17 protein-coding genes are annotated in these 22,795 nt (G+C 65.8%); 9 read left to right on the top strand and 8 right to left on the bottom strand.

The features are described from left to right. Positions 1-233 precede the first annotated feature (233 nt). On the top strand, positions 234-779 hold the full coding sequence (locus PDM29_RS03595) for a SymE family type I addiction module toxin (protein ID WP_311192522.1): 546 nt from the start codon (positions 234-236) through the stop codon (positions 777-779). Positions 780-930: 151 nt separating this feature from the next. Here PDM29_RS03595 and PDM29_RS03590 read toward each other — a convergent pair whose 3' ends face one another. Then, entirely contained in the window at positions 931-1,407 is a 477-nt protein-coding gene (locus PDM29_RS03590; protein WP_311192521.1) for an HIT family protein, read from the bottom strand. Between the two features lie 221 nt (positions 1,408-1,628). Between PDM29_RS03590 and PDM29_RS03585 the strand changes: the two genes are divergently transcribed. Then, positions 1,629-2,096: a hypothetical protein gene (locus tag PDM29_RS03585; protein WP_311192520.1), complete on the top strand. Its 468-nt coding sequence runs from the start codon at positions 1,629-1,631 to the stop codon at positions 2,094-2,096. A 91-nt stretch (positions 2,097-2,187) separates the two neighbouring features. On the opposite strand, the gene PDM29_RS03580 is transcribed toward PDM29_RS03585, so the two are convergent. Together PDM29_RS03580 and PDM29_RS03575 are read right to left on the bottom strand one after the other, a co-directional pair. Next, a complete protein-coding gene (locus PDM29_RS03580) occupies positions 2,188-4,842 on the bottom strand; it encodes a hybrid sensor histidine kinase/response regulator (protein ID WP_311192519.1) in 2,655 nt (884 codons plus the stop codon). Between the two features lie 58 nt (positions 4,843-4,900). Then, positions 4,901-6,073: an OprO/OprP family phosphate-selective porin gene (locus PDM29_RS03575; RefSeq protein WP_311192518.1), complete on the bottom strand. Its 1,173-nt coding sequence runs from the start codon at positions 6,071-6,073 to the stop codon at positions 4,901-4,903. Positions 6,074-6,336: 263 nt separating this feature from the next. On the opposite strand from PDM29_RS03575, the gene PDM29_RS03570 reads away from it, so the two are divergent. Further along, positions 6,337-7,686, top strand: a complete 1,350-nt coding sequence (locus PDM29_RS03570) for a dicarboxylate/amino acid:cation symporter (protein ID WP_311192517.1) — start codon at positions 6,337-6,339, stop codon at positions 7,684-7,686. Positions 7,687-7,913: 227 nt separating this feature from the next. Continuing rightward, positions 7,914-10,208, top strand: coding sequence for an NADP-dependent malic enzyme (locus PDM29_RS03565; protein WP_311192516.1), 2,295 nt, complete (start codon positions 7,914-7,916; stop codon positions 10,206-10,208). Between the two features lie 314 nt (positions 10,209-10,522). On the opposite strand, the gene PDM29_RS03560 is transcribed toward PDM29_RS03565, so the two are convergent. Next, positions 10,523-13,876: a GH92 family glycosyl hydrolase gene (locus PDM29_RS03560; RefSeq protein WP_311192515.1), complete on the bottom strand. Its 3,354-nt coding sequence runs from the start codon at positions 13,874-13,876 to the stop codon at positions 10,523-10,525. A 326-nt stretch (positions 13,877-14,202) separates the two neighbouring features. Between PDM29_RS03560 and PDM29_RS03555 the strand changes: the two genes are divergently transcribed. The 4 genes from PDM29_RS03555 (at position 14,203) to PDM29_RS03540 (ending at position 17,478) form a co-directional block, all read left to right on the top strand. Further along, complete coding sequence (locus PDM29_RS03555; RefSeq protein ID WP_057497568.1) at positions 14,203-14,400, top strand: zinc-finger domain-containing protein; 198 nt, start codon at positions 14,203-14,205, stop codon at positions 14,398-14,400. 16 nt (positions 14,401-14,416) lie between these two features. Beyond that, on the top strand, positions 14,417-15,529 hold the full coding sequence (locus PDM29_RS03550; RefSeq protein WP_311192514.1) for a glycosyltransferase: 1,113 nt from the start codon (positions 14,417-14,419) through the stop codon (positions 15,527-15,529). Further along, positions 15,510-16,835 (top strand): O-antigen ligase family protein, encoded by a 1,326-nt coding sequence (locus tag PDM29_RS03545; RefSeq protein ID WP_425508742.1) that lies wholly within the window; start codon positions 15,510-15,512, stop codon positions 16,833-16,835. Before PDM29_RS03550 ends, PDM29_RS03545 begins: the two co-directional genes overlap by 20 nt. A gap of 208 nt (positions 16,836-17,043) precedes the next feature. After that, complete coding sequence (locus tag PDM29_RS03540) at positions 17,044-17,478, top strand: REP-associated tyrosine transposase (protein WP_311192513.1); 435 nt, start codon at positions 17,044-17,046, stop codon at positions 17,476-17,478. Between the two features lie 107 nt (positions 17,479-17,585). On the opposite strand, the gene waaA is transcribed toward PDM29_RS03540, so the two are convergent. Beyond that, on the bottom strand, positions 17,586-18,884 hold the full coding sequence (gene waaA / locus PDM29_RS03535; RefSeq protein WP_311192512.1) for a lipid IV(A) 3-deoxy-D-manno-octulosonic acid transferase: 1,299 nt from the start codon (positions 18,882-18,884) through the stop codon (positions 17,586-17,588). A 74-nt stretch (positions 18,885-18,958) separates the two neighbouring features. On the opposite strand from waaA, the gene PDM29_RS03530 reads away from it, so the two are divergent. Further along, positions 18,959-19,879 (top strand): LpxL/LpxP family Kdo(2)-lipid IV(A) lauroyl/palmitoleoyl acyltransferase, encoded by a 921-nt coding sequence (locus tag PDM29_RS03530; RefSeq protein ID WP_311192511.1) that lies wholly within the window; start codon positions 18,959-18,961, stop codon positions 19,877-19,879. Positions 19,880-19,937: 58 nt separating this feature from the next. Here PDM29_RS03530 and PDM29_RS03525 read toward each other — a convergent pair whose 3' ends face one another. From PDM29_RS03525 to PDM29_RS03515, 3 genes are all read right to left on the bottom strand, one after another. After that, positions 19,938-21,302, bottom strand: coding sequence for a TolC family outer membrane protein (locus PDM29_RS03525; RefSeq protein ID WP_311192510.1), 1,365 nt, complete (start codon positions 21,300-21,302; stop codon positions 19,938-19,940). A 16-nt stretch (positions 21,303-21,318) separates the two neighbouring features. Next, complete coding sequence (locus PDM29_RS03520) at positions 21,319-21,966, bottom strand: protein-L-isoaspartate O-methyltransferase family protein (protein WP_311192509.1); 648 nt, start codon at positions 21,964-21,966, stop codon at positions 21,319-21,321. A 144-nt stretch (positions 21,967-22,110) separates the two neighbouring features. Next, positions 22,111-22,776, bottom strand: coding sequence for a TetR/AcrR family transcriptional regulator (locus tag PDM29_RS03515; protein WP_311192508.1), 666 nt, complete (start codon positions 22,774-22,776; stop codon positions 22,111-22,113). Positions 22,777-22,795: the final 19 nt, after the last annotated feature.

Below are 22,795 nucleotides of genomic sequence, written 5' to 3'. Positions count from 1 at the left end.
AGCATGCGACGCGTTCAGTCAAGCCTCCATCTGGAAGTGCGCATGAGTGGTAGCGTCGGTCGCAAGACGACGGCCGATATCACCTGTCGGCCCAGTAACGCAGCGCACCCGACCACAGCCGCCACGACAAGCCGGACCCGCCGACCACCTCCCCTCATCCCCCACAGCGTGTCGACCGCGACCCGGTCCATTCGCGACTCCAACCACCACGCGTCACCGCATCGTTCCAAAGAGTGCACCACGTCACACATGGCGCATCGACCTCGCGATTCCGCGCCAGAACCGACATCGCATGTCGATACCTGCACATCATTGATGAGTTCAATCAGTATCTGCGGCGTCATCCGGCCGGGCAGTCAGCACTTTTGCACCCGTTGCTGCATGATGGCAGCGCGGAGCTTGAAAACTCTCTATCACAAAATCTCAGTCGTTTCGGCGAAGTCAAAATGATGGAGAAATCACTTATGTGCGATTGCAAGTCAGACGATTCAACGCAGAAGCAGTATGGGTTCGCCTGGGCTCCGCCAGAGACGATCAGGATCTCAAAGGTCAGGCTATCCTCTGGCCAGCTCCTTCCCGATAACGAGTCCATACCGTCGCTGCTGCTGCGTGGTATGTGGCTGGTTCAGTGGGGCTACCGCGCGGGATGCCGGGTGCGGGTGAGGGTCAACCACCGGCGCATTGTGTTGACGTTGATTGATCCGCCGAAACAGCGGACGCGCGGCCCGGGCATGGTTCGCCGCTGGGCGCAAGCCGCGATGCGCTGGGTCTGTGCCTGATGTAGGCGCTGAGCATGAAAGGCATTGACACGAACCGACCGCGCAACTGCTTAACCAAGTAGTGACGGGCCATGCCCGTCAGAAGCGCCGACTAAGACAATCCGGACGCGCGTTGGCGCGTCCGGCCTCAGGATCTGTCTGGCGCGGCGCTTCAGTCGTCCATCTCGTCCAGGAATTTGATGCCGTCGGCGGACTTGCCATCTACAAGTTCCTTCCTTCCAAGTCTGATCAGTGCAAGGAGCGCAAGTGCCTCCTTGCTGGTAGGTTGGACGGCTTTCAGCTGAGCATTCGTCCAGCCGAAGCCGTCACCCGCATATCGCGGGAAGACATGCAGATGGAAATGGCCCAGATCGTTGAACGCTCCATTGTTCTGCAACAGCGATACACCATCGCAGCCTAGCTTGTCCTTGAGCAGCTGTGCCATAGCCTTTGCTGTTGTGGCGATCTCGGCGAGCAGGTCATCGGGTAGGTCAGTGAGGTCAGCCAGATGCGCACGCGGACAAATCAGAATGTGGCCCGGGTTGATGGGCGCGTGGTCGAGGAAGCAGATGATGCGGTCGTTCTGGTGAATGATGTGGGCTGGGGATTGGCCTGTGGCTATGGCGCAGGCAATGCATGTATTGGTCATTGAATCTGGCCCTTGAGTTGGCTGGCTCCGCTCGCAGCCGGGCAAGCCCGGCTCTACGGGATTCCGGGCTTGCCATGATGGGAAGGTCCGGCGGCTTGTATGATCGAACGGCGATGACCCAGATGGTGTCGCGACATCGATGCCGGGGCCAGAGGCAGTTGCGACGATCTGTATGTCCTCGGCCATTGCGGCCCGGAACTCAATGACGGCGGAAACCAAGGATGATGCGTTTTCTTTCCAATCTGCTCTGGCGAAACAGAAAGCTCAACGAGCTCGAGGTGCTGATCCTCGATTCGGTGAGGTCGCGCCTGGATCCGGAGCTGCACGGGCTGTGGGACGAGCAGGTCTCATCCATCAACCGGGTGAATCGACTGCCGAAGGGTGTGGAGTCAGATTTTTACCGGATCAGGAGCGGGAAGCCGTTCCGCGATCCGGAGATCGCCTTTCCAGACTGTGCCGAAGAGCTGCTTCTGGCGACACTGACGTTGACGTTGTGCTCAAGGGTACTGACGGCGGAGGTCTGGCTTGTTGATGGGCAGGTTTTCTGCATTGAGTACTCTGGCGGTGCGGGGTACTTCGAGGAGGCGATGGGTGGTGAGCTGTGGTCGGGTCATGAGATTCGATGCGAGGTTCACGAGGAGCGTTTCCGATCGAGAGCAGCCGGGCAGAGCCCGGCTCTACGGCAATGAGGGTTCACGTTCCACGTGCGGACGCGCATGGCGCGTCCCTACAGGTGCGTCCCGTGTAGTGACGGGCCACGCCCGTCACGCCGCACCCGTATCACCCGCCCGGCCCGCGATGCCGCACCAGCAACTGCGTCATCAGCGCCCGCAGCGCAGGCGGCCTGACCGGCTTCGGCAAGAACCCCCAACCCTGTTCCGCCGCATGCGCCTTCAACGCATCATCGCGCTCAGCCGTCACCAGAATCACCGGCGGCCACGCCTGCCACAGCACGCATAGCTCTTCATACAGATCCGGCCCACGCCATTCGCCCATGCGCACATCAAGCAGCAGCAATTGCGGCACGTTGAACGCCGAGGCAATCTCCAGCGCGGCCTGCGGCCCATCGGCCAGCTCCACATTGCAGCCCCAGCGTTCCAGCAAGGCCCGGGTCGCGGCGCACACGCGCGGGTCGTCGTCGATGCTCCACACCCGGCACTGGCGCAGGGGGCTTTCATCGCCCGGGTCGGCAGGCGCAACCACCGGTACCGGCGTAACCACGGCTTCGGCCTTGCCCAGTGCCACGGTCACGCAGAACACGCTGCCTTTGCCGAGCGTAGAGCGCAGGCCTATGCGATGGCCCAGCAGCCGACCAATGCGCTCCACAATCGCCAGGCCCAACCCTGCACCACGTTCCTGTTCCACACCATCGTTGAGCCGGCGGAACTCTTCAAAGATCTCGCCTTGCAGGCTCTCCGGAATGCCCGGACCCTGGTCGTGCACTTCAATACGCAACTGGTCGCCATCACGGCGGCAGCCGATCAGCACTCGGCCACGCGGGGTATACCGCAGGGCATTGGACAGGAAGTTCTGCAGGATGCGGCGCAGCAGGGCTTCATCGCTGACCACCACTGCCGTGGTGTCCACCCACTCCAGCTTCAGTCCACGGCTCTGCGCGGCAATGCCGAACTCGCGGGCCAAGGTTTCCAGCAGCGGCGACAAGGCAAACGCGCGCACGTTGGTCTGCAGGGTGCCCGATTCCAAGCGCGAGATATCCAGCAGGCTGTTAAGAATCGCATCCTGCGCCGCCAGCGCGGCATCCACATGCTCACTCAGCTCGCGCGCATCGCCCTGCAGCTTTCCGCGCAGCACCGAAACGAACATGCGCGCCGCATTCAACGGCTGCAGCAGATCGTGCACGGCTGAAGCCACAAAGCGGGTCTTGTAGCGGTTCGCCCGCTCGGCCTCACGCCGCGCTTCGTCCAGATCACGGGTGCGCTCGGCCACGCGATGCTCCAGCGCATCAGCCAGTGAACGCAGTTCGCGTGCAGTGTTCTTGTAGGCTGTGATGTCGGCGTAGCTGGTGACGAAGCCGCCGTCCGGCAACGGGTTGCCGCGAATCTCCAGCACTGTGCCGTCGTCTTTCTCACTCTCGCGCATATGCGGGCGTCCGCTGCGCAGGTGGTTGAGGCGGCGTTCGATGGCTTCATCAATCGGTCCGGGACCGAGCAGGCCGCGCCGGGCATTGAAGCGGAAGATCTCCTCAATCGGGCGACCGACCTTCACCAGATCAGACGGGAAACGGAACAGTTCCAGATAGCGCGCATTCCACGCCACCAGCTTCTGTTCGTTGTCGATGACCACCACGCCCTGCGGCAGGTGGGCCAAGCTCCGACTCAACCCGCTATCCGCCTGCTGGGCCGCCTGCAGAATGCCGTCCTGCGCGGTGCGGAGTTCTTCGGCGTGCTGCTGCAGCACGCTTTCCAGTTCGCGGCGGCTGCGCTGGCGGTGCGCGGCCAGACGGCGGCGCTGCTGGATGAACAACGACAGGAAGCACAACGCCAGCCAGATGCCGCCAGCGGCCAGCGCGGTACTGCGTCCAACGGCACCGCTGGCGCTGGCGTCGTGCAGCAGGTGCAGCTTCCAGTTCGGGCCTTCCAGCGTATAGGTCTGCCACAGCATCGGGCGGGGCAGGGCGGGTTGCTCCACCCGGACCATGCGGCCGCCGTCGGCCAGCACGTCCAGGGTGCGGCTGCGCAGTGGCTGCAGCGAGCGGTCGGCGTACTGCCGGGTTGCCAGCATCTCAGCGCGCTCATTCGGGGCCAGCGGGCGCAGCAGGCGGTAACGCCATTCGTCGCCGTTGGCCAGGAACACCACGTCGTGGGCATCGCTGGCCATCACGATGTCGGTGCTCTGCAGCCATTCCTGCTCCAGTGCCCGCAGCTCGATTTTGATCGCGATCACGCCGATCGGTTTGCCGTCGGCATCGTAGATCGCCTGCGACAGGAAGTATCCCGGCACGGCCGTGGTCATGCCGATGCCGTAGAAGCGGCCGGTGCCCTTGGCCATGGCCTGCTGGTAGTACGGGCGATAGCTGTAGTCCTCGCCGACGTTGCTGGCCGGCTGGTCCCAGTTGCTGGCCGCTACGGCTACGCCGCGGTGATCAATGAGGGTCAGGGTGGAGGTGCGGGTGACGCTATTGGCGCGCTGTAGTTTCAGGTTCAGACGCTGGCGCTCGGCTTCGGTCAGCGGGCGGCTCAGCGAATCCTGCAGGTCCGGGTCCAGCGCCATCACCTGCGGCAGCGTGCCGAAACGGTCGATGCGCTGCTGCAGGGTCTGTGCATAGAGATCCAGCTGGCGGCGCACCTGGGCGCTCTCCGTGTCCAGTGCGCGCTGCTGGGCATAGCGACCGGCGACCAGGGCAGACAGCAGGGTGCCGCCGACCATGACCAGCAGGGTCAACAGCAGGGCACGTTTGCGGGAGGTGCTGTACATGCCGGAAGTTTACGCGGCGAACTGGCGGGTGCGCGTTGCGCGCACCCGCCGGGGTACATCAGAAATGCATCTGCGCGCGGACTTCAAACATCTCCGGCGTGGTGTGCACGCCACGACGGCTCGCATCAGCCTTCACATAGTTCGCCTGGAACTTGAAGTGGCTGGTGAGGTACCAGTTCGCGCCGATGGTCAGGTCGTGCTGGCGGCCGCCGAACACGTCGGCGTCGTCCAGGTCGATGCGGCTGTAACGGGCCAGCAGTTCCACCGCGCCGTAGGCATGGGCGGGCTTCACGTTGGCCACGGCACCGGCGTTGTACGGGCGCGATTCGCCGGTCAGGAAGTAGCTCACGGCGGCGTACTGGCCGTCACCGGTGTAATCCGGCTTGCCGTCGCGGGTGACGGTGGTCTGCAGGGCTTCGGCCTGCACCGAGAACGGGCCCTTGATCCAGATGCCTTCCAGACCGGTGCGCTTGATCTTGTCGGCGGTCACCAGGGCACCGGAGTCGACCAGGCGGATGTCGGTCAGGCCGGCTTCCGGGCGCGCGCGCAGGCGGGCGCTGGCTTCGTGGTGCACGTCACGGCCGTCGCGGTAACCGCGCGGGTTTTCTTCCGAGTAGGCCACGCCCAGGTGCAGCACGTCGCCGGCGGCCTTGAACGGGGTCCAGGCGGCGCGCACGGCCTGGGTGGTGCCGGGGTTGTCACCCTGCAGGTCCTTGCCACCGTAAGCGCCTACCTGCAGCAGGTACTGCGGGCGTTCCAGCACCCACTCGGCACCGGTGCGGCGGCCTTCGTAGAAGGCCTGCACGGGCAGCGCGGTTTCGACGAAGCTGCCGGCGCGCGAGGAGGTGTTGGCGTCCAGGCCGACCGGGGTCTTCATGTAGCCGAAGCGGAAGCGGCCCACGTCCTTGCCGAAGAACGCCTTGCTTTCAAAGCGCACGAACACGTCCAGCCAGGTGTCCGACTGGAAGTCGTAGTACACCATGGCGTCGTACACGCCCTTCTTCTTCAGGGTGGCACCGAATTCCTTGCGGCGCACGGCGTCGGCATCTTCAATGCCGCTGCTGTCGGAGAAGCGGTTCCAGTCGTAGGCAATGTTGCCGGTGGCGGCCAGTTCGGTGCCGTCGCTGAAGGCGACCTTGGTCGGCCAGTTGTCCCAGTCGTAGCCGGCAGCAGAGGCGGCCACAGGGGCGGAAAGAGCGGTCAGGGCAAGAAACAGGGGGGTCAGGCGCATGGGAATAAGTGTGCTTCTGGAAAAATATGGGCAGTACAACAACGGCCGCAAGCGGCAAAACTGTTGGGGCACTAGGCCCCGGCCGGCGCGGCAACCCGCCGCCGTGGGGGCGCGGTGCCGGGCCAGTGTAGGCACTGGCGGTAGCTGAACCGGGGGGTTAGTACCAATAGGTTATCTGCGTTCGGCGGCGCGGGGCGTAAAAAGTGCTCGCCCGATGCCGCCGTCCGCGGCCGGCATCCCTCGTGACACTGCCGGAGTTTCCCATGCACGTCCCCACCACAGCCCCCGTTGCGGCCAAGCCGCTGCCGTTCTACCGCCAGCTCTATTTCCAGGTGGTGGTGGCCATCGTCCTGGGTGCGATCCTCGGCCATTACGAGCCGGCCTTCGCTGAATCGCTGAAGCCGCTGGGCGATGCCTTCATCAAGCTGGTGAAGATGATCATCGCGCCGGTCATCTTCCTGACCATCGTCACCGGCATTGCCGGCATGACCCACCTGCGCACCGTGGGCCGGGTCTTCGCCAAGTCGATGACCTACTTCCTGTTCTTCTCCACCCTGGCCCTGATCGTGGGCATGATCGTGGCGCACGTGGTGCAGCCGGGCGCGGGGATGAACATCAACCCCGCCGACCTGGACCAGACCGCGGTCCACAGCTACGTGGAAAAGTCGCATGAGCTGACCCTCACCGGCTTCGTCATGGACATCATCCCGGCCACCCTGGTCAGCGCCTTCGTGGATGGCAACATCCTGCAGGTGCTGTTCGTGGCCGTGCTGTTCGGCATCGCGCTGGCCTTGACCGGCGAGAAGGGCCGTCCGGTGCTGACCTTCCTGGAAGCCCTGACCGCCCCGGTGTTCCGCCTGGTGCACATCCTGATGAAGGCGGCCCCGATCGGTGCTTTCGGTGCCATCGCCTTCACCATCGGCAAGTACGGCGTGGGTTCGCTGGTCAACCTGGCCTGGCTGGTGGGTTCGTTCTACATCACTTCGTTCCTGTTCGTGGCAGTGATTCTGGGCATCGTGTGCCGTCTGTGCGGCTTCTCGGTGTTCAAGCTGGCCCGTTACCTGAAGGCCGAGCTGCTGCTGGTGCTGGGCACTTCGTCCTCGGAATCGGCGCTGCCGTCGCTGATGGAGAAGATGGAAAAAGCCGGCTGCAGCAAGTCGGTGGTGGGCCTGGTGGTTCCGACCGGCTACTCGTTCAACCTGGACGGCACCAACATCTACATGACCCTGGCGGCGCTGTTCATCGCCCAGGCCACCAATACCGAACTGACCCTGGGCCACCAGATCGCCCTGCTGCTGGTCGCCATGCTCAGCTCCAAGGGCGCGGCCGGCGTCACCGGTGCCGGCTTCATCACCCTGGCCGCCACCCTGGCCGTGGTGCCGGAAGTGCCGGTGGCCGGCATGGCGCTGATTCTGGGCGTGGACCGCTTCATGAGCGAATGCCGCTCGCTGACCAACTTCATCGGCAATGCCGTGGCCACCGTGGTGGTGTCGCGCTGGGAAAACGCCCTGGACCGCGACCGCCTGGCCCTGGCGCTGGATGGCCGCGAAGCCGAGTTGCCGCCGCTGGTCACCGATGACGCTCCGGCTCCGCTGCCGGCTCCGGCCCGCTGATTACCCCCCGCAGGTGATGCGTTGCAGGGTTGCGCCGTTCCCCCCTTGGGCGGCGTAACCCTGCTTTTTTGTCATCTGCGGCCGGCATTCTGCGTTGGCATACGCCAGCGCACGGCCTGATCGATGTGCAGTCGCAGCACCCCCGCGACAGCCTGCCGACAGGTCTCATCCCGTCAACGGGGGTATGATCCCCTGTTCCTCTTGCCCATTCACGTCCACACACAGCGATGTCCAACGAAGACTTCAAGCAGGCCGCCCTCGATTACCACCGCATGTCGCCGCCGGGCAAGATCAAGGTCTCGGCGACCAAGCCGATGCTGACCCAGCGTGACCTGTCGTTGGCCTATTCGCCGGGCGTGGCGCATGCCTGCGAGGCCATCATGGCCGACCCGCAGCAGGCCAGCGAGCTCACCGCACGCGGCAATCTGGTCGCGGTCATTTCCAACGGCACCGCCGTGCTCGGCTTGGGCAACATTGGCCCGCTGGCCGGCAAGCCGGTGATGGAAGGCAAGGGCGTGCTGTTCCAGAAGTTCGCCGGCATCGATGTGTTCGACATCGAAATCAATGAGAACGACCCGGACAAGCTGGTCGACATCATTGCCTCGCTGGAGCCGACCTTCGGCGGCATCAATCTGGAAGACATCAAGGCTCCGGAGTGCTTCATCGTTGAGCGCAAGCTGCGCGAACGCATGAACATTCCGGTGTTCCACGATGACCAGCACGGCACCGCGATCATCGTGGGCGCGGCCGTGCTGAACGCCATGGTCGTCACCGGCAAGAAGATCGAAGACGTGAAGCTGGCCACCACCGGCATGGGCGCTGCAGGCATTTCCTGCGTGAACATGCTGGTGTCACTCGGTGTGAAGAAGGAAAACATCCTGGCCTTCGACCGCGAAGGCGTGATCCACACCGGTCGCACCGACCTGGACCCGGAAAAGGCCCGCTACGCGCGCGACACCGACAAGCGCACCCTGGCTGAAATCGTCGATGGCGCAGACATCTTCCTGGGCCTGTCGGCCCCGGGCATCCTCACCGCCGACATGGTCAAGACCATGGCGAAGGACCCGGTGATCTTCGCGCTGGCCAACCCGACCCCGGAAATCATGCCGGAAGTGGCGCGCAGCGTGCGCCCGGACGCCCTGATCGGCACCGGCCGTTCGGACTACCCGAACCAGATCAACAACGTGCTGTGCTTCCCGTACCTGTTCCGCGGTGCGCTGGACGTGGGCGCGACCGCGATCAACGAAGAAATGAAGATCGCCTGCGTGCACGCCATTGCGGCGATGGCACGCCGTGAGGCCAGCGACCTGGGTTCCGCTTACGGCGACACCCCGAGCTTCGGCCGTGATTACCTGATTCCGCGTCCGTTCGACCGCCGCCTGCTGGTGGAACTGTCCGCCGCCGTGGCCCAGGCCGCGATGGATTCTGGCGTGGCCACGCGTCCGGTGGCCGACATGGGCGCGTACCGCGAAAAGCTGGCGCAGTTCGTGTACCGCACCAGCCTGATGATGAAGCCGGTGTACGACCGTGCGCGCGCTGACAAGCAGCGCGTGGTGTACGCCGAAGGCGAAGAAGAAGTGGTGCTGCGCGCGGTGCAGAACGTGGTCGACGAAGGCATTGCCCGTCCGATCCTGATCGGCCGCCCGGACGTCATTGAATCGCGCATCGAACGCCTGGGCCTGCGCCTGAAGGCCGGCGAAGACTTCGACGTCACCAACATCAATGACGACCCGCGCTTCAATGACTACTGGCAGTACTACCACAGCCTGACCGGCCGTCGTGGTGTCACTGTGGCTGCCGCCAAGAACCTGATGCGCTCGCGCCCGACCCTGATCGCGGCGGTGATGGTGGCACGCGGTGAAGCCGATGCCATGCTGACCGGCGTGGTCGGCCGCTTCCACAAGAAGCTCGGTTATGTGCGCAGCGTGCTGCCGCTGGAGCCGAAGGTCACCTCGACCTCGGCGATGACCGGTGTGATCAACCAGCAGGGTGTGTTCTTCTTCGTGGACACCCACGTGCAGGAAGACCCCACTGCCGAACAGATCTGCGAGGCCACCCTGCAGGCGGCGTACCGCATGAAGCTGTTCGGGATCGAGCCGAAGGTGGCGCTGCTGTCGCACTCCAACTTCGGCAGCCACGATTCCAAGGACGCGCTGAAGATGCGTCAGGTGCGTTCGCTGCTGCTCAAGCGCAATCCGCGTCTGAACGTGGATGGCGAAATGCAGGGCGACACCGCGTGGGACGAAGCGCTGCGCCAGAAGCTGCTGCCGGACAGCACGCTGAAGGGCCGTGCCAACCTGTTCGTGCTGCCGAACCTGGAAGCGGCCAACATCGCCTACAACCTGGTGCGCGTGTTCACCGATGGTGTGGCGATTGGTCCGATTCTGATGGGCGTGGCCAAGCCGGTGCACATCCTGACCACCAGCGCGACCTCGCGCCGCATTCTGAACATGACCGCGATTGCGGCGGTGGATGCTCAAATCCGGAAACAGCTGGAAGAAGAAAAGAACGCCGGCAATTGATGGGCCGGTAGCTGACGACCGTTGGTCGTCAGGCGTTGAAAGGGATCGGTGCGAAGCACCGGTCCCTTTCGCTTTTCAGAGGTCTGCCGACCAACGGTCGGCAGCTACCGGGTAATGTCCCCGCAGCACAGCAGTAACCGCCCTGCAACGCGGCAGTGGCTCAATATGCCCACGTGGCCCGGCTTGGCGGCGCTTGAAAAAGCGCGGCCACCCCGGGCCCGACCAGGCCAGGCGATCCATGGGGCACCATTGCGATCAACGCGTCCTCACGCGCCCATGTGTCGCCGCGCCAATCGGGGCACCGCTTTGCATCATTAATGCGCTCCGGGTGCCAACAACTCCACCTCGGCCAACTCCGCACGTCCCTGCGCCTTGATCCGCAGCCGGTACTCGGCATATTTCCCCGGCTGCGCAATCTTGAACGGCCGCGTCTGCTGCGCCCACTGGAATGCCTCGCCCTTGCGCTGGTCCACTGTCTTCCAGCTGCCACCGGCCGCACGTGCCTCCAGCACCCACTCCGCCGCGCGGATCGAACTCTCACCGCTGGTCAGCGTGTACAGCGTGGCCTGGCCATCGGTCAGCCCGGTAAACGTCACCGTGCCGACATCCCCCATGCCCAGCGCGGAATCGGCATCGTTGTCGATCAGATCTGCGGCCACCGAACCATCGGCCAGCGTAGCCTTCGCACCACTGCCCAGCAGGTCATGCAGCCCCGCCGGTCGCTGACCCGGTGCAGTGAGCGAACGCGGCGCATCATCTGGGCCGGTGCCCCAGCGCGACGGCTGTGGCCCCATCTCGAAGTCCAGCGTGGCCCCGGCGGCAATGAGCTCATGCGGCACCCAGGTCTTCGTCCACGGCTTGCCGTTGATCTTCAGCGACTGCACGTAGCGGTTCTCACGCGAGTTGGCCGGTGCGTTCACGGTCAGCACCTTGCCGTCGCCCAGCTGCACGCGGGCCTGCTTGAACAGCGGCGAGCCGATCACATACTCCGGCGCGCCCATGCGCAGCGGGTAGATGCCCAGCGAGGCGAACAGGTACCACGCCGAGGTTTCGCCGTTGTCCTCGTCGCCCGGGTAGCCCTGGCCGATCTCGCTGCCCAGATACAGGCGCTCCAGAATGGTGCGCACATGGTCCTGGGTCTTCCACGGCTGCCCGGCGTACAGGTACATCCACGGAATGTGGTGCGCCGGCTGATTGCTGTGCGCATACATGCCCAGACGCACATCGCGCGCTTCGGTCATTTCATGGATCACGCCGCCGTAGGAGCCCACCAGTGACGTATCAGCGGTTTCCGGGGTGCTGAAGAACGCATCCAGCTTCTTGCCCAGTGCCTCGCGGCCGCCGTACAGCGCGGCGAGGCCTTCGCCGTCGTGCGGGGCGGTGAACGCAAACGTCCAGCCATTGGATTCGGTGTAGTCATGACCCCACACGCGCGGATCGTACTTCGCCGACTCCACCCGCCACGTTCCTTCTTCGGTACGGCCCTGGAAGAAGCCGGCGGCCGGGTCGAACAGGGTGGCGTAGGTGCCGGCGCGGTTGCGGAAGTAGTCGGCCTCGGTGCTGTAGCGCTCGCGCTCGGCGGCGCTGTCGGCCCGCTTGGCGAGCTCGGTGGCCATGTTGGCAATGCCGAAGTCGTTCAAGGCCCCTTCCATGGTCCACGACATGCCCTCATGGGTGTCGGTGCTGGCGTAGCCACGGAAGCTGGACTGGCGCATGCCCTTGCGGCCCACATGCCGGTCCGGCGGCACCACGCTGGCGTTGCGCAGCGCGGCCTGGTACGCCTCGGCGGCATCGAAGCCCTGGATGCCCTTCAGCCAGGCATCGGCGAAGGCCACATCGGAACTGGTGCCCACCATCAGGTCGGCATAGCCGGGCGAGGACCAGCGAGCCACCCAGCCACCGGCGCGGTACTGCTCCAGGAAGCCCTGCACCAGGGTGCCGGCGTCGTCCGGGGTGAACAGCGCATAGGCCGGCCAGGTGGTGCGGAAGGTGTCCCAGAAACCGTTGTTTACGTACACCTTGCCGTCGCGGATCGGGGCGAAGCTGCGGCTGGCGCTGGCATCGTCGCGGGCGTCCTCGCCGGCGCTGGCCTGGCTGGCGTAACGCCAGTCCGGTGCGGCCGCGGTGCCGACGTTCTCGTGCGCGGAGTTGGGGTACAGGTACAGGCGGTAGACGTTGGAGTACAGCGTGGTCTTCTCGTCGTCGCTGGCCGCACCGATGTCGAAGCGTCCCAGGCGCGCGTCCCAGGCATCCTGGGCACGACCGGCCACGCGCGCGATGTCATCGTCGCTGGCCAGTTCCAATGCCAGGTTGTGCCGCGCCTGCTCCAGCGAGATCAGCGATGTGGCGATGCGCATGTGCACCGTGCCTTCGGTGCCCGGATCGAACTTGACGTAGCCAGTCGGGCGGCCGGTCTTGATCGTCCCGCTGCTGCGCCAGGGGCGGTCGAAGCTGGCCACGATGAACATGCGCGTGGCCCCGTTGGACAGACCGCTGCGGGTGTCGGTGTAGCCGGTAAGGGTCTGCGTGGCAGGATCCAGGGTCAGCCCGCCGCGCGCGTCGACATTGTCGAACAGCAGGTTGGCATCGCTGCCCTTGGGGAAGTCGAAGCGGAACAGCGCGGCGTGGTCGGTGGGCGCGATGGTGGCGGCAATGCCGTTGTCGAAGCGCACGCCATAGCGGTGCGGGCGGGCTGTTTCGTTGTCGCGCGAGAAGGTGAGCGCGCGCTTGCTGCGGTCGGCTTCCGGCACGCCACGCGTGTTCGACGGCATCACCTGGAAGGTCTGGCGGTCGCCCATCCACGGGCTGGGCTCATGGCTCAGCGCCAGTGCCTGCAGGCGCGGCCGGTTGGCAGCGTCGTTCTGCTCGTTCCAGCGGTACAGCCAGCTGAGCGAGCCGGCATCGGTCACCGGGGTCCAGAAGTTGAAGCCATGCGGCACGGCGGTGGCCGGGAAGTTGTTGCCGCGCGAGAACGTGCCGTTGGACTGTGTGCCGCGGGTGGTGAGTACCCAGTCGGACGGGCGCTGCGCGCTGTTGCGGGCGCTGTCGCCCAGACGGATGTCGTCAATCCAGCCGGCGGTCGGGGCCTGTGCGGCGCTGTCCACCTCCAGTTCCACTGCCACCACGCGGCGACCGCGCAGGGCCGGGACGTCACCCAGACGCACCTGCTTGTGCGCCCACTGCTGCGGGTACAGCGTCTTCGAGTCGCCCTGTGCCTGCGCGCCCAGCGCCACGCCGTGGTGGTCGCGGGCGCTGCTGGCGGAAACCCGGCTGCCGTCATCCAGCACCAGGTCCAGCGAGACATAGGTGCTGGCCACGGTATCGCCGCCCACGATCTCCGGCAGCACCATCCAGCTCAGCGTGGTGTCGGCCCCAATGGTCACATCGGTGCTGAACAGCGCAGTGCGCGCGGACCCGCCGCTGCTGCGGTAACCCAGCGCACGCACGCCGCTGTAGCCGGCGTTGGACTTGGCGGCATAAGGCGTGGCCGGACCGTTGCCCACCTTCACCTGCAGACCGCCCGTAGCGGCCTTGGGTGCCGGCTGGCCAGCTTCAAACGAGGTGCTGAAGTCCTGCGCCAGAGCGGGCAGGGCGGTGGCGGCGCAGGCGAAGGCCAGCGCAAGCGGCAGCACGGCGTGGCGGGCGAGGGGACGGCGGGGCAGGGTCATGCAGGGTTCTCCCGGTGGGACAGGCAGCAGGGCAAAGCCCGCATCGGCGACCTGAGGCAGACGGCACCCATCCGGCCGCCAGCAGGCGGTCGGTGAAGCGGGGCCGGTCCGGTGGGGGTCGGGCCGTGCGATCGGGTTGTGATCGGAACGGGACCGATCCTGCAACACCCTGAGCCTCGCCGCAAGTGAAATTAGTTCGATCTAAACCCGGGAAAAACGCAAAACAGTGAAATCCGTACGGGCCCCGGTCCACGCCCTGATACGCCGGGGCGGCGGCCCTGGGTGCTAGAATCGCGGTCCTCGCACCTCCACTTCCGTATTCCGCCATGAGCCATACCGCCACTGCGCCCGCCAATGCCGAGAAGCGCTACACCGTGCACCGCAGCGAACTGCCGCTGAGCTGCCCGACGCCGGAAATGGCGCTGTGGAACTCGCACCCGCGCGTGTACCTGCCGATCGAAGACGAGCCCAACGGCGAAGCGCAGTGCCCGTACTGCGGTTCGGTGTTTGTGCTGGCCGACTGAGAAGGCTTCCCCGATCGTGCGCCGGTTGACCGTGGTGCAGCTGCTGCCGGCGCTGCACTCCGGCGGGGTGGAACGTTCCACTCTTGAAATTGCCGCCGCGCTGGTCGCGGCCGGGCACCGCGCCATCGTGGTGTCCGCCGGTGGCCGTCTGGTCGAGCCGCTGCTGGCCAGCGGCGCTGAACATCTCACCCTGGATATCGGCCGCAAGTCGCTGTGGACGCTGCGCCATGTACGCGCGCTGCGCGACCTGTTCGCGCAGACCGGGGCCGACATCGTGCATGCGCGCTCGCGCCTGCCGGCCTGGCTGGGCCTGTATGCGGTGCGCAACCTGCCGGCTGATCGTCGCCCGCATTGGGTGACCACGGTGCACGGACTGAACTCCCCGGGCCGCTACAGCGCGGTGATGACCAGTGGCGAGCGGGTCATCTGTGTGTCCAACACCGTGCGTGACTTCGTACGGCAGCACTATCCGTCGGTTGCCGCTGAACGCCTGCAGGTGATTCCGCGCGGCGTGGACATCGCCCAATTTCCGCGCGTGGGCCGGCAGGACCGGCGTGCGCGCCTGGCCGTGGCCGCGCAGCATCCGGCGCTGGACGGTGATGCGCCGCTGCTGCTGCTGCCGGGGCGCGGCACGCGCCTGAAGGGACATCACCATGCGCTGGCGCTGCTGGCCGGGCTGCATGCGGCGGGCGTACCGGCGCGGCTGTGGATGCCAGGCACGCGCGAACCCGGCCGCGAGCGTTATGTGGCCGAACTGGAGGCGCAGGCGCAGCGGCTGGGCGTGGCGCAGAACGTGCTGATGACGGCACCTACCTCGCGCATTGCTGAGGCCTATGCGGCCAGCGATCTGGTGCTGCAGCTGTCCGACAAACCGGAAGCTTTTGGCCGCACCGTGGTGGAAGCGGTGTCGGTGGGCCGACCTGTACTGGGCTGGAACCACGGCGGTGTTGGCGAACTGCTGACACAACTGCAACCCTCCGGCGCGGTACCCTTGGGCGATGCACCGGCGCTGCTGGCGCGCGCGCAGCAGTTGCTGGCGCAGCCGCCAGCGCTGCCGACGCGTATTCCGTTTACCCTGCAGGCCATGCAACGTGACACCCTCCAGCTCTATTCCCAACTCGCTGGCTGAGCCGCTGCGCGCACCGGGCTCCCCGGGCGCGCGCGCCGGGCGTTGGGCCCCGTGGTGGGTCATCGCCTTCGTCGCCCTGTGGCCGTTGCCCGGCATTGCCGAAACCGTGCTGGTGCTGGGCGCGCTGTACGCCGCCGTGCGCATGGTGCAGCTGCGTCTGCGAGGCAAGCAGCGCCTGCTGAGCAGCCCGGCGTGGGCGCTGACCAGCATCCTGTTCCTGGGCTACTGGTTGCCGCAGGCGTTTTCCGCTTTCGATGCGATTGACCCTTCCGAAGCGTGGCGCAAGACGGCTGCCGGCCTGCGCTATCTACCCTTCATGTGGCTGGTGGCCATCGCAGTCGCCACGCCGCAGCGGCGCGCGCTCACTCTCGGTGGCCTTGCGGTCATCACCGGCGTGTGGACCCTGGACGCACTGGCCCAGGCCGCGTTCGGCACCAGTCCATTGTTCTGGTCACTGGACCAGCTGAAGTGGGCGGTGAGCGGGCATGGGCTGTGCACGCCGGCCGAGGCCGCCGCTGCGGATCGACTCAGTGGTGTGCTGGGGCCGTGCAATCTGAAGTTCGGCCAGGTGCTGGCCAGCCTGTCGCCGTTCCTCCTGTTTGCCGCCGCACGCCGCCTGGGCACGTGGGGCTGGGTTGTGTCGGCTGCCGCCGTGGGCGTGGTGCTGGTGCTGGCCGGCTCGCGCGCCTCGTGGATCACGTTCGCGCTGGTGCTGGCGTTCTCGGGCTGGCGGCTGCTGGGTACGCGTGGCCTGCTGATCTGCGCGGCATTGGGAGGGGCGGTGGCGGTCGGGCTTTCGCTGGGTTCAACACAGGTGCGTGAGCGTATCGCGCGCACGGCGATGGCATGGGATGGCGAAAGCGATGGCGTGAACCAGGCCTTGTCCGGTCGCGCGCAGATCTGGGCCGCGGCGGGTTGCATGATCCAGGAGCACCCCATCAATGGCGTTGGCGCGCGCGGTTTCCGCGATGCGTATCCCGCCTGTCACCCATCACCACAGCAGCAGGATGTTTGGGGCGAGGGTCCCGCGTTGCACGCGCATCAGATTGTGCTGGAAATTCTGGCTGAAACCGGTGTGCTGGGATTGTTGTTGTGGCTGGCTGCTGCCGCACAGGCATGGCGTGCATGGCGGTTTGCGCCGTTGGCTGCCCGCGATCGCGCACGCCCGGCGGCGTTGGCGTTGGCGGTCACGGTGTTCCCGTTGAACACCCACCTCGCGTTCTATTCCACGTTCTGGGGTGGCCTCACCCTGCTGCTGGCCGCGCTGTACGCCGGCAGCCTGCTGGCGCGGGACGAAGAATCCTGATTGCCCGTGTAGCGACGCGCCATGCGCGTCAGCGGGACGCCCGGACGCGGTGGGATATGGACGCGCATGACTGGGATGTAGCGACGCGCCATGCGCGTCGGCGGGATGCCTGGGCACGGTGGATGCTCGGACACGCATGGCGTGTCCCTACACGCCAATCGCGCAATCACCGATACAGAAGGGGAGCCTGTTGCGCGACCTTGGTCCCATGTCCAGCTCAAGCCTGCAGCGGGGCCGACAGTCGGCCATCGGTGGCATCTACATTCTGACCACCGTGGTTCACTGCCGTCGGCCTCTGTTCGAACATTCCCGTAACGCAGAGATCGTGATCGAGACACTGCGCCACATGGAGCGCAGTGGCCGCAGTCGCACATACGCTTGGGTGGTGATGCCCGATCACGTGCACTGGGTGATGGAACTGAAGTCGGGGACGCTGGCCGGTTGCATGAACCTGTTCAAGTCACGCAGCAGTCGGTTGATGGGAGCCGGGCGGGTGTGGCAATCCGGGTATCACGACCATGCGTTGCGCAAGGAGGAATCGCTGGAGCATGTCGCGCGTTACATCGTCGGAAATCCTATACGCGCGGGTTTGACCCGAAACGCTGGCGAGTACCCCTACGCGTGGTGCTGCGGAGCCCTGTAGGGACACGCCATGCGTGTCCATCGAGATGCCGAGGTACCCCGCGGACGCGCATGGCGCGTCCCTACAGGGTTGCCATCCGTAGCCATTGGGGCGATATGCCTAGCCAGTCACGCCACCGGTGGCGGCAGCTGCGGCGTCACCAGGTCCACGGTGCGCTGCAACGCCCCACGCCCTGTGCTCACCAGCGTGCAGCCCGCACGCGCCATGTCCTCGCGTGCCTGCGGATCGCGCAGCAGCATCAGCAGGGCGACATACACACCTTCCACGTCGTCTGCGATCAACACGGCCCCTGCTTCACGCATGCGTCGCGAAATCTCCGAGAAGTTGTGCAGGTGCGGGCCGGTCACCGAGGCGGTGCCCATGGCGGCAGGCTCCAGCAGGTTGTGCCCGCCAATCGGTTGCAGGCTGCCGCCGACGAACGCTACATCGGCGCAGCTGTAGAACGACATCAGCTCACCCAGCGTATCGATCACGAACACGTCGGTGTCGGCCTGCGGCCACTGCTCCTGGCGGCGGGTGGCAACCTTCCAGCCCTGTTCGCGGGCCAATGCTTCCACGCGCGGGAAACGCTCCGGGTGGCGCGGTGCCCACAGCAACAGCAGATCGGGAATCTCGGCGCGTAGCCGGCGGTGCAGGTCCAGCGTTGCCTGTTCTTCGCCCTCATGGGTGCTGGCGGCGATCCACACCGGCCGCGCTGGCGGCACAGCCGCGTGGAAGTTCGCCATGAACTCACGCACATTCGGCGTGGCAATCTCGAACTTCAGGTTGCCCAACGCACGCACCTGCTCGGGTTCGGCACCCAGCTGGATGAAGCGCTCCGCGTCGTCCTGCGATTGCGCGGCCACGCAGGTCACCGTGCGCAACGCCCGTGCGATCAGCGGGGCCAGCAGCCGGTAGCCACGCAGCGAACGCGCCGACAGCCGCGCATTGAGGATGTACACCGGAATGCCGCGGTCGCGGCAGCCGAACAGCAGGTTCGGCCACAGCTCGGTTTCCAGGATCAGTGCCAGGCTGGGTTTGAAGTGGCCCAGGAAGCGACCGACGCTGCCGGGCACGTCGTAAGGCAGGTAGACGTGGTCGACCGCATCGCCCCACAGCGAGCGCACCCGCTCCGAGCCGGTGGGGGTGATGGTGGTGATCACCCAGCGGATGTCCGGGCGTTGTGCGCGCAGCGCATTGACCAGCGGGGCCGCCGCATTGACCTCACCCACCGACACCGCATGCAGCCACACCCGTGGGTGCAGGCTGGATTGCGGATAGGAGGCATAACGCTCGTCCCAGCGCTGGAAGTACTGGCGCACCCGGAAACCCCGCCACACCAGGTGGTACACGGTGATGGGCAGCAGTATGTACAGCACGGCCGAGTACAGGCCGCGCAGGATCCACTCAACAGGGCGATTACGCATGGGCAGAGGATACGGGAGCCGGCCCGGGAAAGACATGCGCCGCAGGCACGGGGCGCATCCATTAGAATCAGACCATGTCCGATAACGCTTCCACCGCGACCCGTCCGTCGCTGCGCAATCCCCGGCACTGGCCGATGTTCGCCTTCATGCTGGGGGCCTTCGCGGTCGCGCGGCTGCCCTGGGGCCTGCAACGGGCGCTGGGCCGGGGCGTGGGCACGGTGGCGTACCGGCTGGCCAGCAGCCGCCGCAAGGCGGCCGAAGTGAACCTCAAGCTGTGCTTCCCTGAACAGGACGAGGCCTGGCGGCAGCGCCTGCTGCGTGACAGCTTCGATGCATTGGGCGTGGGCATCTTCGAGTTCGCCCGCGCGTGGTGGGGCAGCATCGACAGCATCCGCCCCAAGGTGCAGATCGAAGGGTTGGAACACCTGCACCGCATGCAGGCCGAGGGCCGCGGCGTGCTGCTGGTGTCCGGGCACTTCATGACGCTGGAGATGTGCGGTCGCCTGCTGTGCGACCACGTCGATCTGTCCGGCATGTATCGCAAGCATCGCAACCCGGTGTACGAATGGGCCGTGAAGTTCGGCCGGCTGCGCTATGCCAAGGCGATGTACGCCAATGAGGATATCCGTGCCACCGTGCGGCATCTGAAGAAGGGCGGCTTCCTCTGGTATGCACCCGACCAGGACATGCGCGGCAAGGACACCGTGTTCGTGCCGTTCTTCGGCCACACCGCGTCCACCATCACCGCCACGCACCAGCTGGCACGCATGACCGGCTGTGCGGTGATCCCGTATTTCCACCGTCGCGAAGGCGGGAAGTACTTCCTGAAGATCGGCGCGCCGCTGGAGAATTTCCCCAGCGAAGACGTGGAAGCCGATACCGCGCGGGTGAATCAGGCGATTGAAGCGATGGTGCGTGAGGCACCGGATCAGTATCTGTGGATACACCGGCGCTTCAAGCGCCAGCCGGGTGGTCGCAGCACGTTTTACAAATGATGGGCACAAAAAAAGCCACCCTCTCGGGTGGCGTTTTCGTTCCAGCGTTACACCGCGATCAGTTGTTGACCGTGGTGCTCGGCGTGGCGGCCTGCTGGGTCAGCAGGCGGTTGATGTCCTGCAGTTCGGCGATGTCGAGCACGCCGACCGCCTGGCCCAGCTGCAGGCGACGCTGCAGGAAGGTGTAGCGGGCGTTGGCGTATTCCAGCTGCGCCGAGAACAGGATGCGCTGGTTCTGGATCACGTCCAGCACGGTGCGGGTACCCACTTCCAGGCCGACCTGCGAAGCGTCGTACGCGCTCTGCGCGGAGACCACGGCCAGACGACGTGCTTCCACCTCGCTGATGCCGGCCACCAGCGACTGGTAGGCGTTGCGGGTGTTGCGGTCGAGGGCGCGCTTCTGCTGCTCGTAGCCGTCCTGGGCGATGTCGCGCTGGGCCAGGGCCTGGCGCACGCCGGACTGGGTGGCACCGCCGGAGAAGATCGGCACGCTCAGGGTCAGGCCGATGCTGTTGGTGCGCTGGTCCGGGCTGAAGTTGCTGCCCGAACCCACCACGTCACCCCAGCTGGCCGACTTGCCGGCACTGGCACCCAGCGACAGGGTCGGGTAGTGCGCGCCGCGTGCGGCAGACACGGACGACTCGGCTGCGCTGACCTTCAGCTCCGAGGCCTTCAGCGCCGGATTCTGTTCCACCGCCTTGGTCACAAGTGCATCCACGGTGGCGTACTGGGCCGGCAGTTCCGGACGGAAATCTTCCGGCAGTGCCTTCAGGTCGGTGACCGGCTGGCCGGTCAATTCGGTCAGCGCCTGGTAGGCGTCGGCCAGGGTGTTCTGCGCAATGATCGTGTTGGCACGGGCCTGGTCGTACTGCGCGCGGGCTTCGTGCACGTCGGTGATCGGGGCCAGGCCCACTTCCAGGCGCTTGTCAGCGAAGTCGAACTGCTTCTTGGCAGCGGCTTCGTTGGTCTGCGCGGCCGACAGCGACTCGATGCCCACCAGCACGTTGAAGTACGCGGCCGAGGTGCGCACGATCAGATCGTCGTTGGCCGAATCCAGGGTGAAATCCGCCGCCTTGCTCAGCTCGCGCTGCGAACGCAGGTTCGAGAACTGGGTCCAGTTGAACAGGGTCTGCGAACCATCCACCGTGTAGTTGCGGCTCTTGGTGGTGAACGAGGTGGTGTCCACGTCGTGGTTCGGCGTGGTGCGGTTGCGACCCAGCGTAGCCTGGCCGTTGATCTGCGGCAGCAGCGCGGCGCGGGCCTGGACGGCACCTTCCTTGTCGAACAGACGGGTGGACTCTGCCGCGGCCAGCTGCGGATCGCCGTTGCGCGCCATTTCATAGACCTGCAGCAGGTCGGCGGCAGAGGCGGTCATCGGCAGCAGTGCGGCGGCCAGCGCAAGTGCGAGGGATCGGCGGATCATTGCGGCTTCCTTGGACTCAGAGTTGGAACTGGGGTGCCGGGGCGGCACCGCGCAGGTATTCAATATCGGTTTCAAACAGCGATTCGATGCTGCCATCGGCCTTCACCAGCACCGCTTCCATCACCGGCGAGGTACCGCGGATGACGAACAGACGACCACCCGGACGCAGCAGCGAGACGAAATGTGACGGGATGGTATCGACTGCCGCAGTCACCACGACGACATCAAAACGACGCTCGCTCGACCAGCTCAGGGCATCGGCGGTTTCAATGCGCACGTTGGTGCCCAGGCCGGTACGGTCGAGGTTGGCGCGCGCGCTGGTGGCCAGCTCCGGCTGGATCTCCAGGCTCAGCACTTCACGGGCCAGCGCGCCGATGCAGGCGCTGAGGTAGCCGCTGCCGGTGCCGATTTCCAGCACTTCGTCACCCGGCTGCAGATCCAGGGCCTGCAGGGTGCGGCCTTCAATCACCGGCTTCATCATCTTGTGGCCGAAACCGAGCGGCAGTTCCACGTCGGTGTAGGCCAGCTTCTGGTGCGCTTCAGCGACGAACGCCTCCCGCGGCAGTTTTGCCAGAACATCGAGCACACGGATGTCCAGCACGTCCCAGGGACGGATCTGCTGTTCAACCATCAGTTCGCGGGCGTGGGCGTAATCGATCGTCATGAGGTTCTAATCCAGCGCAGTGGGCCGGCCATTTTACCGGTGCCGGGAGCCGGCGGCGCGATCAAAGCATCGCTGCCGACATGTGGGAGACGCAGTGCCGGAAGTCACCGCGACCTCCGGTCCATTCAGGTTGTGAAAACGAGCCTAGGGGCGGGTAGCGTACGCCCTCAGGAAGAAGTCGACGCTGGCGTGCACATGGGCATCGGCATCGCACTCGGCCGGGGCCGGGCGCATGCCGCACATCATATGCGTATGCAGCTCGCCCTTGATCAGGGTGAAGAACTGCAGGGCCGCGGTCTGGAAGTCCGAAATCTCCAGTTCACCGGCGGCGGTACGGCCCCGCAGGAACTCGGCCAGGGCCGCGCTGGTGCGCTGCGGGCCGGCCACCCAGAACATCTCGCGGATACGGTCGTCGGTATCCGGGGCCATCATCACCCGCTGCACCGCGACCGCGGCCGGCGAGGTGATCATCGCGAAGAACGCCCGGCCAATGCCCAGCAGCTGTTCACGCAGCGGCCCTTCCGCATCCGTTACAAACAGGGCGTCGGGCAGCATTTCCATGCAGGTGGACTGCACAGCTTCGGTGAAAAGCGTCTCTTTGTCGCCGAAATGGCTGTAAACGGTCAGCTTGGACACACCGGCCTGGGCGGCAATGCTGTCCATGCTGACGCCGGTGTAGCCCTGCTCGACGAACAGCGCCTTGGCGGCGTCGAGGATCGCGGCCCGCTTGCCCAGGTCCTTCGGACGCCCGGGTCCGGCGGCCTTGGCAGAGGGCTTGGGCGGCGCAGAGGAAGTGGTCGGATCGGTCATTGATTGAATACTAGACCAA

The organism is Stenotrophomonas oahuensis, from assembly GCF_031834595.1.
Lineage (GTDB): Bacteria > Pseudomonadota > Gammaproteobacteria > Xanthomonadales > Xanthomonadaceae > Stenotrophomonas > Stenotrophomonas oahuensis.
This window is presented reverse-complemented; position numbering and strand designations above follow the sequence as displayed.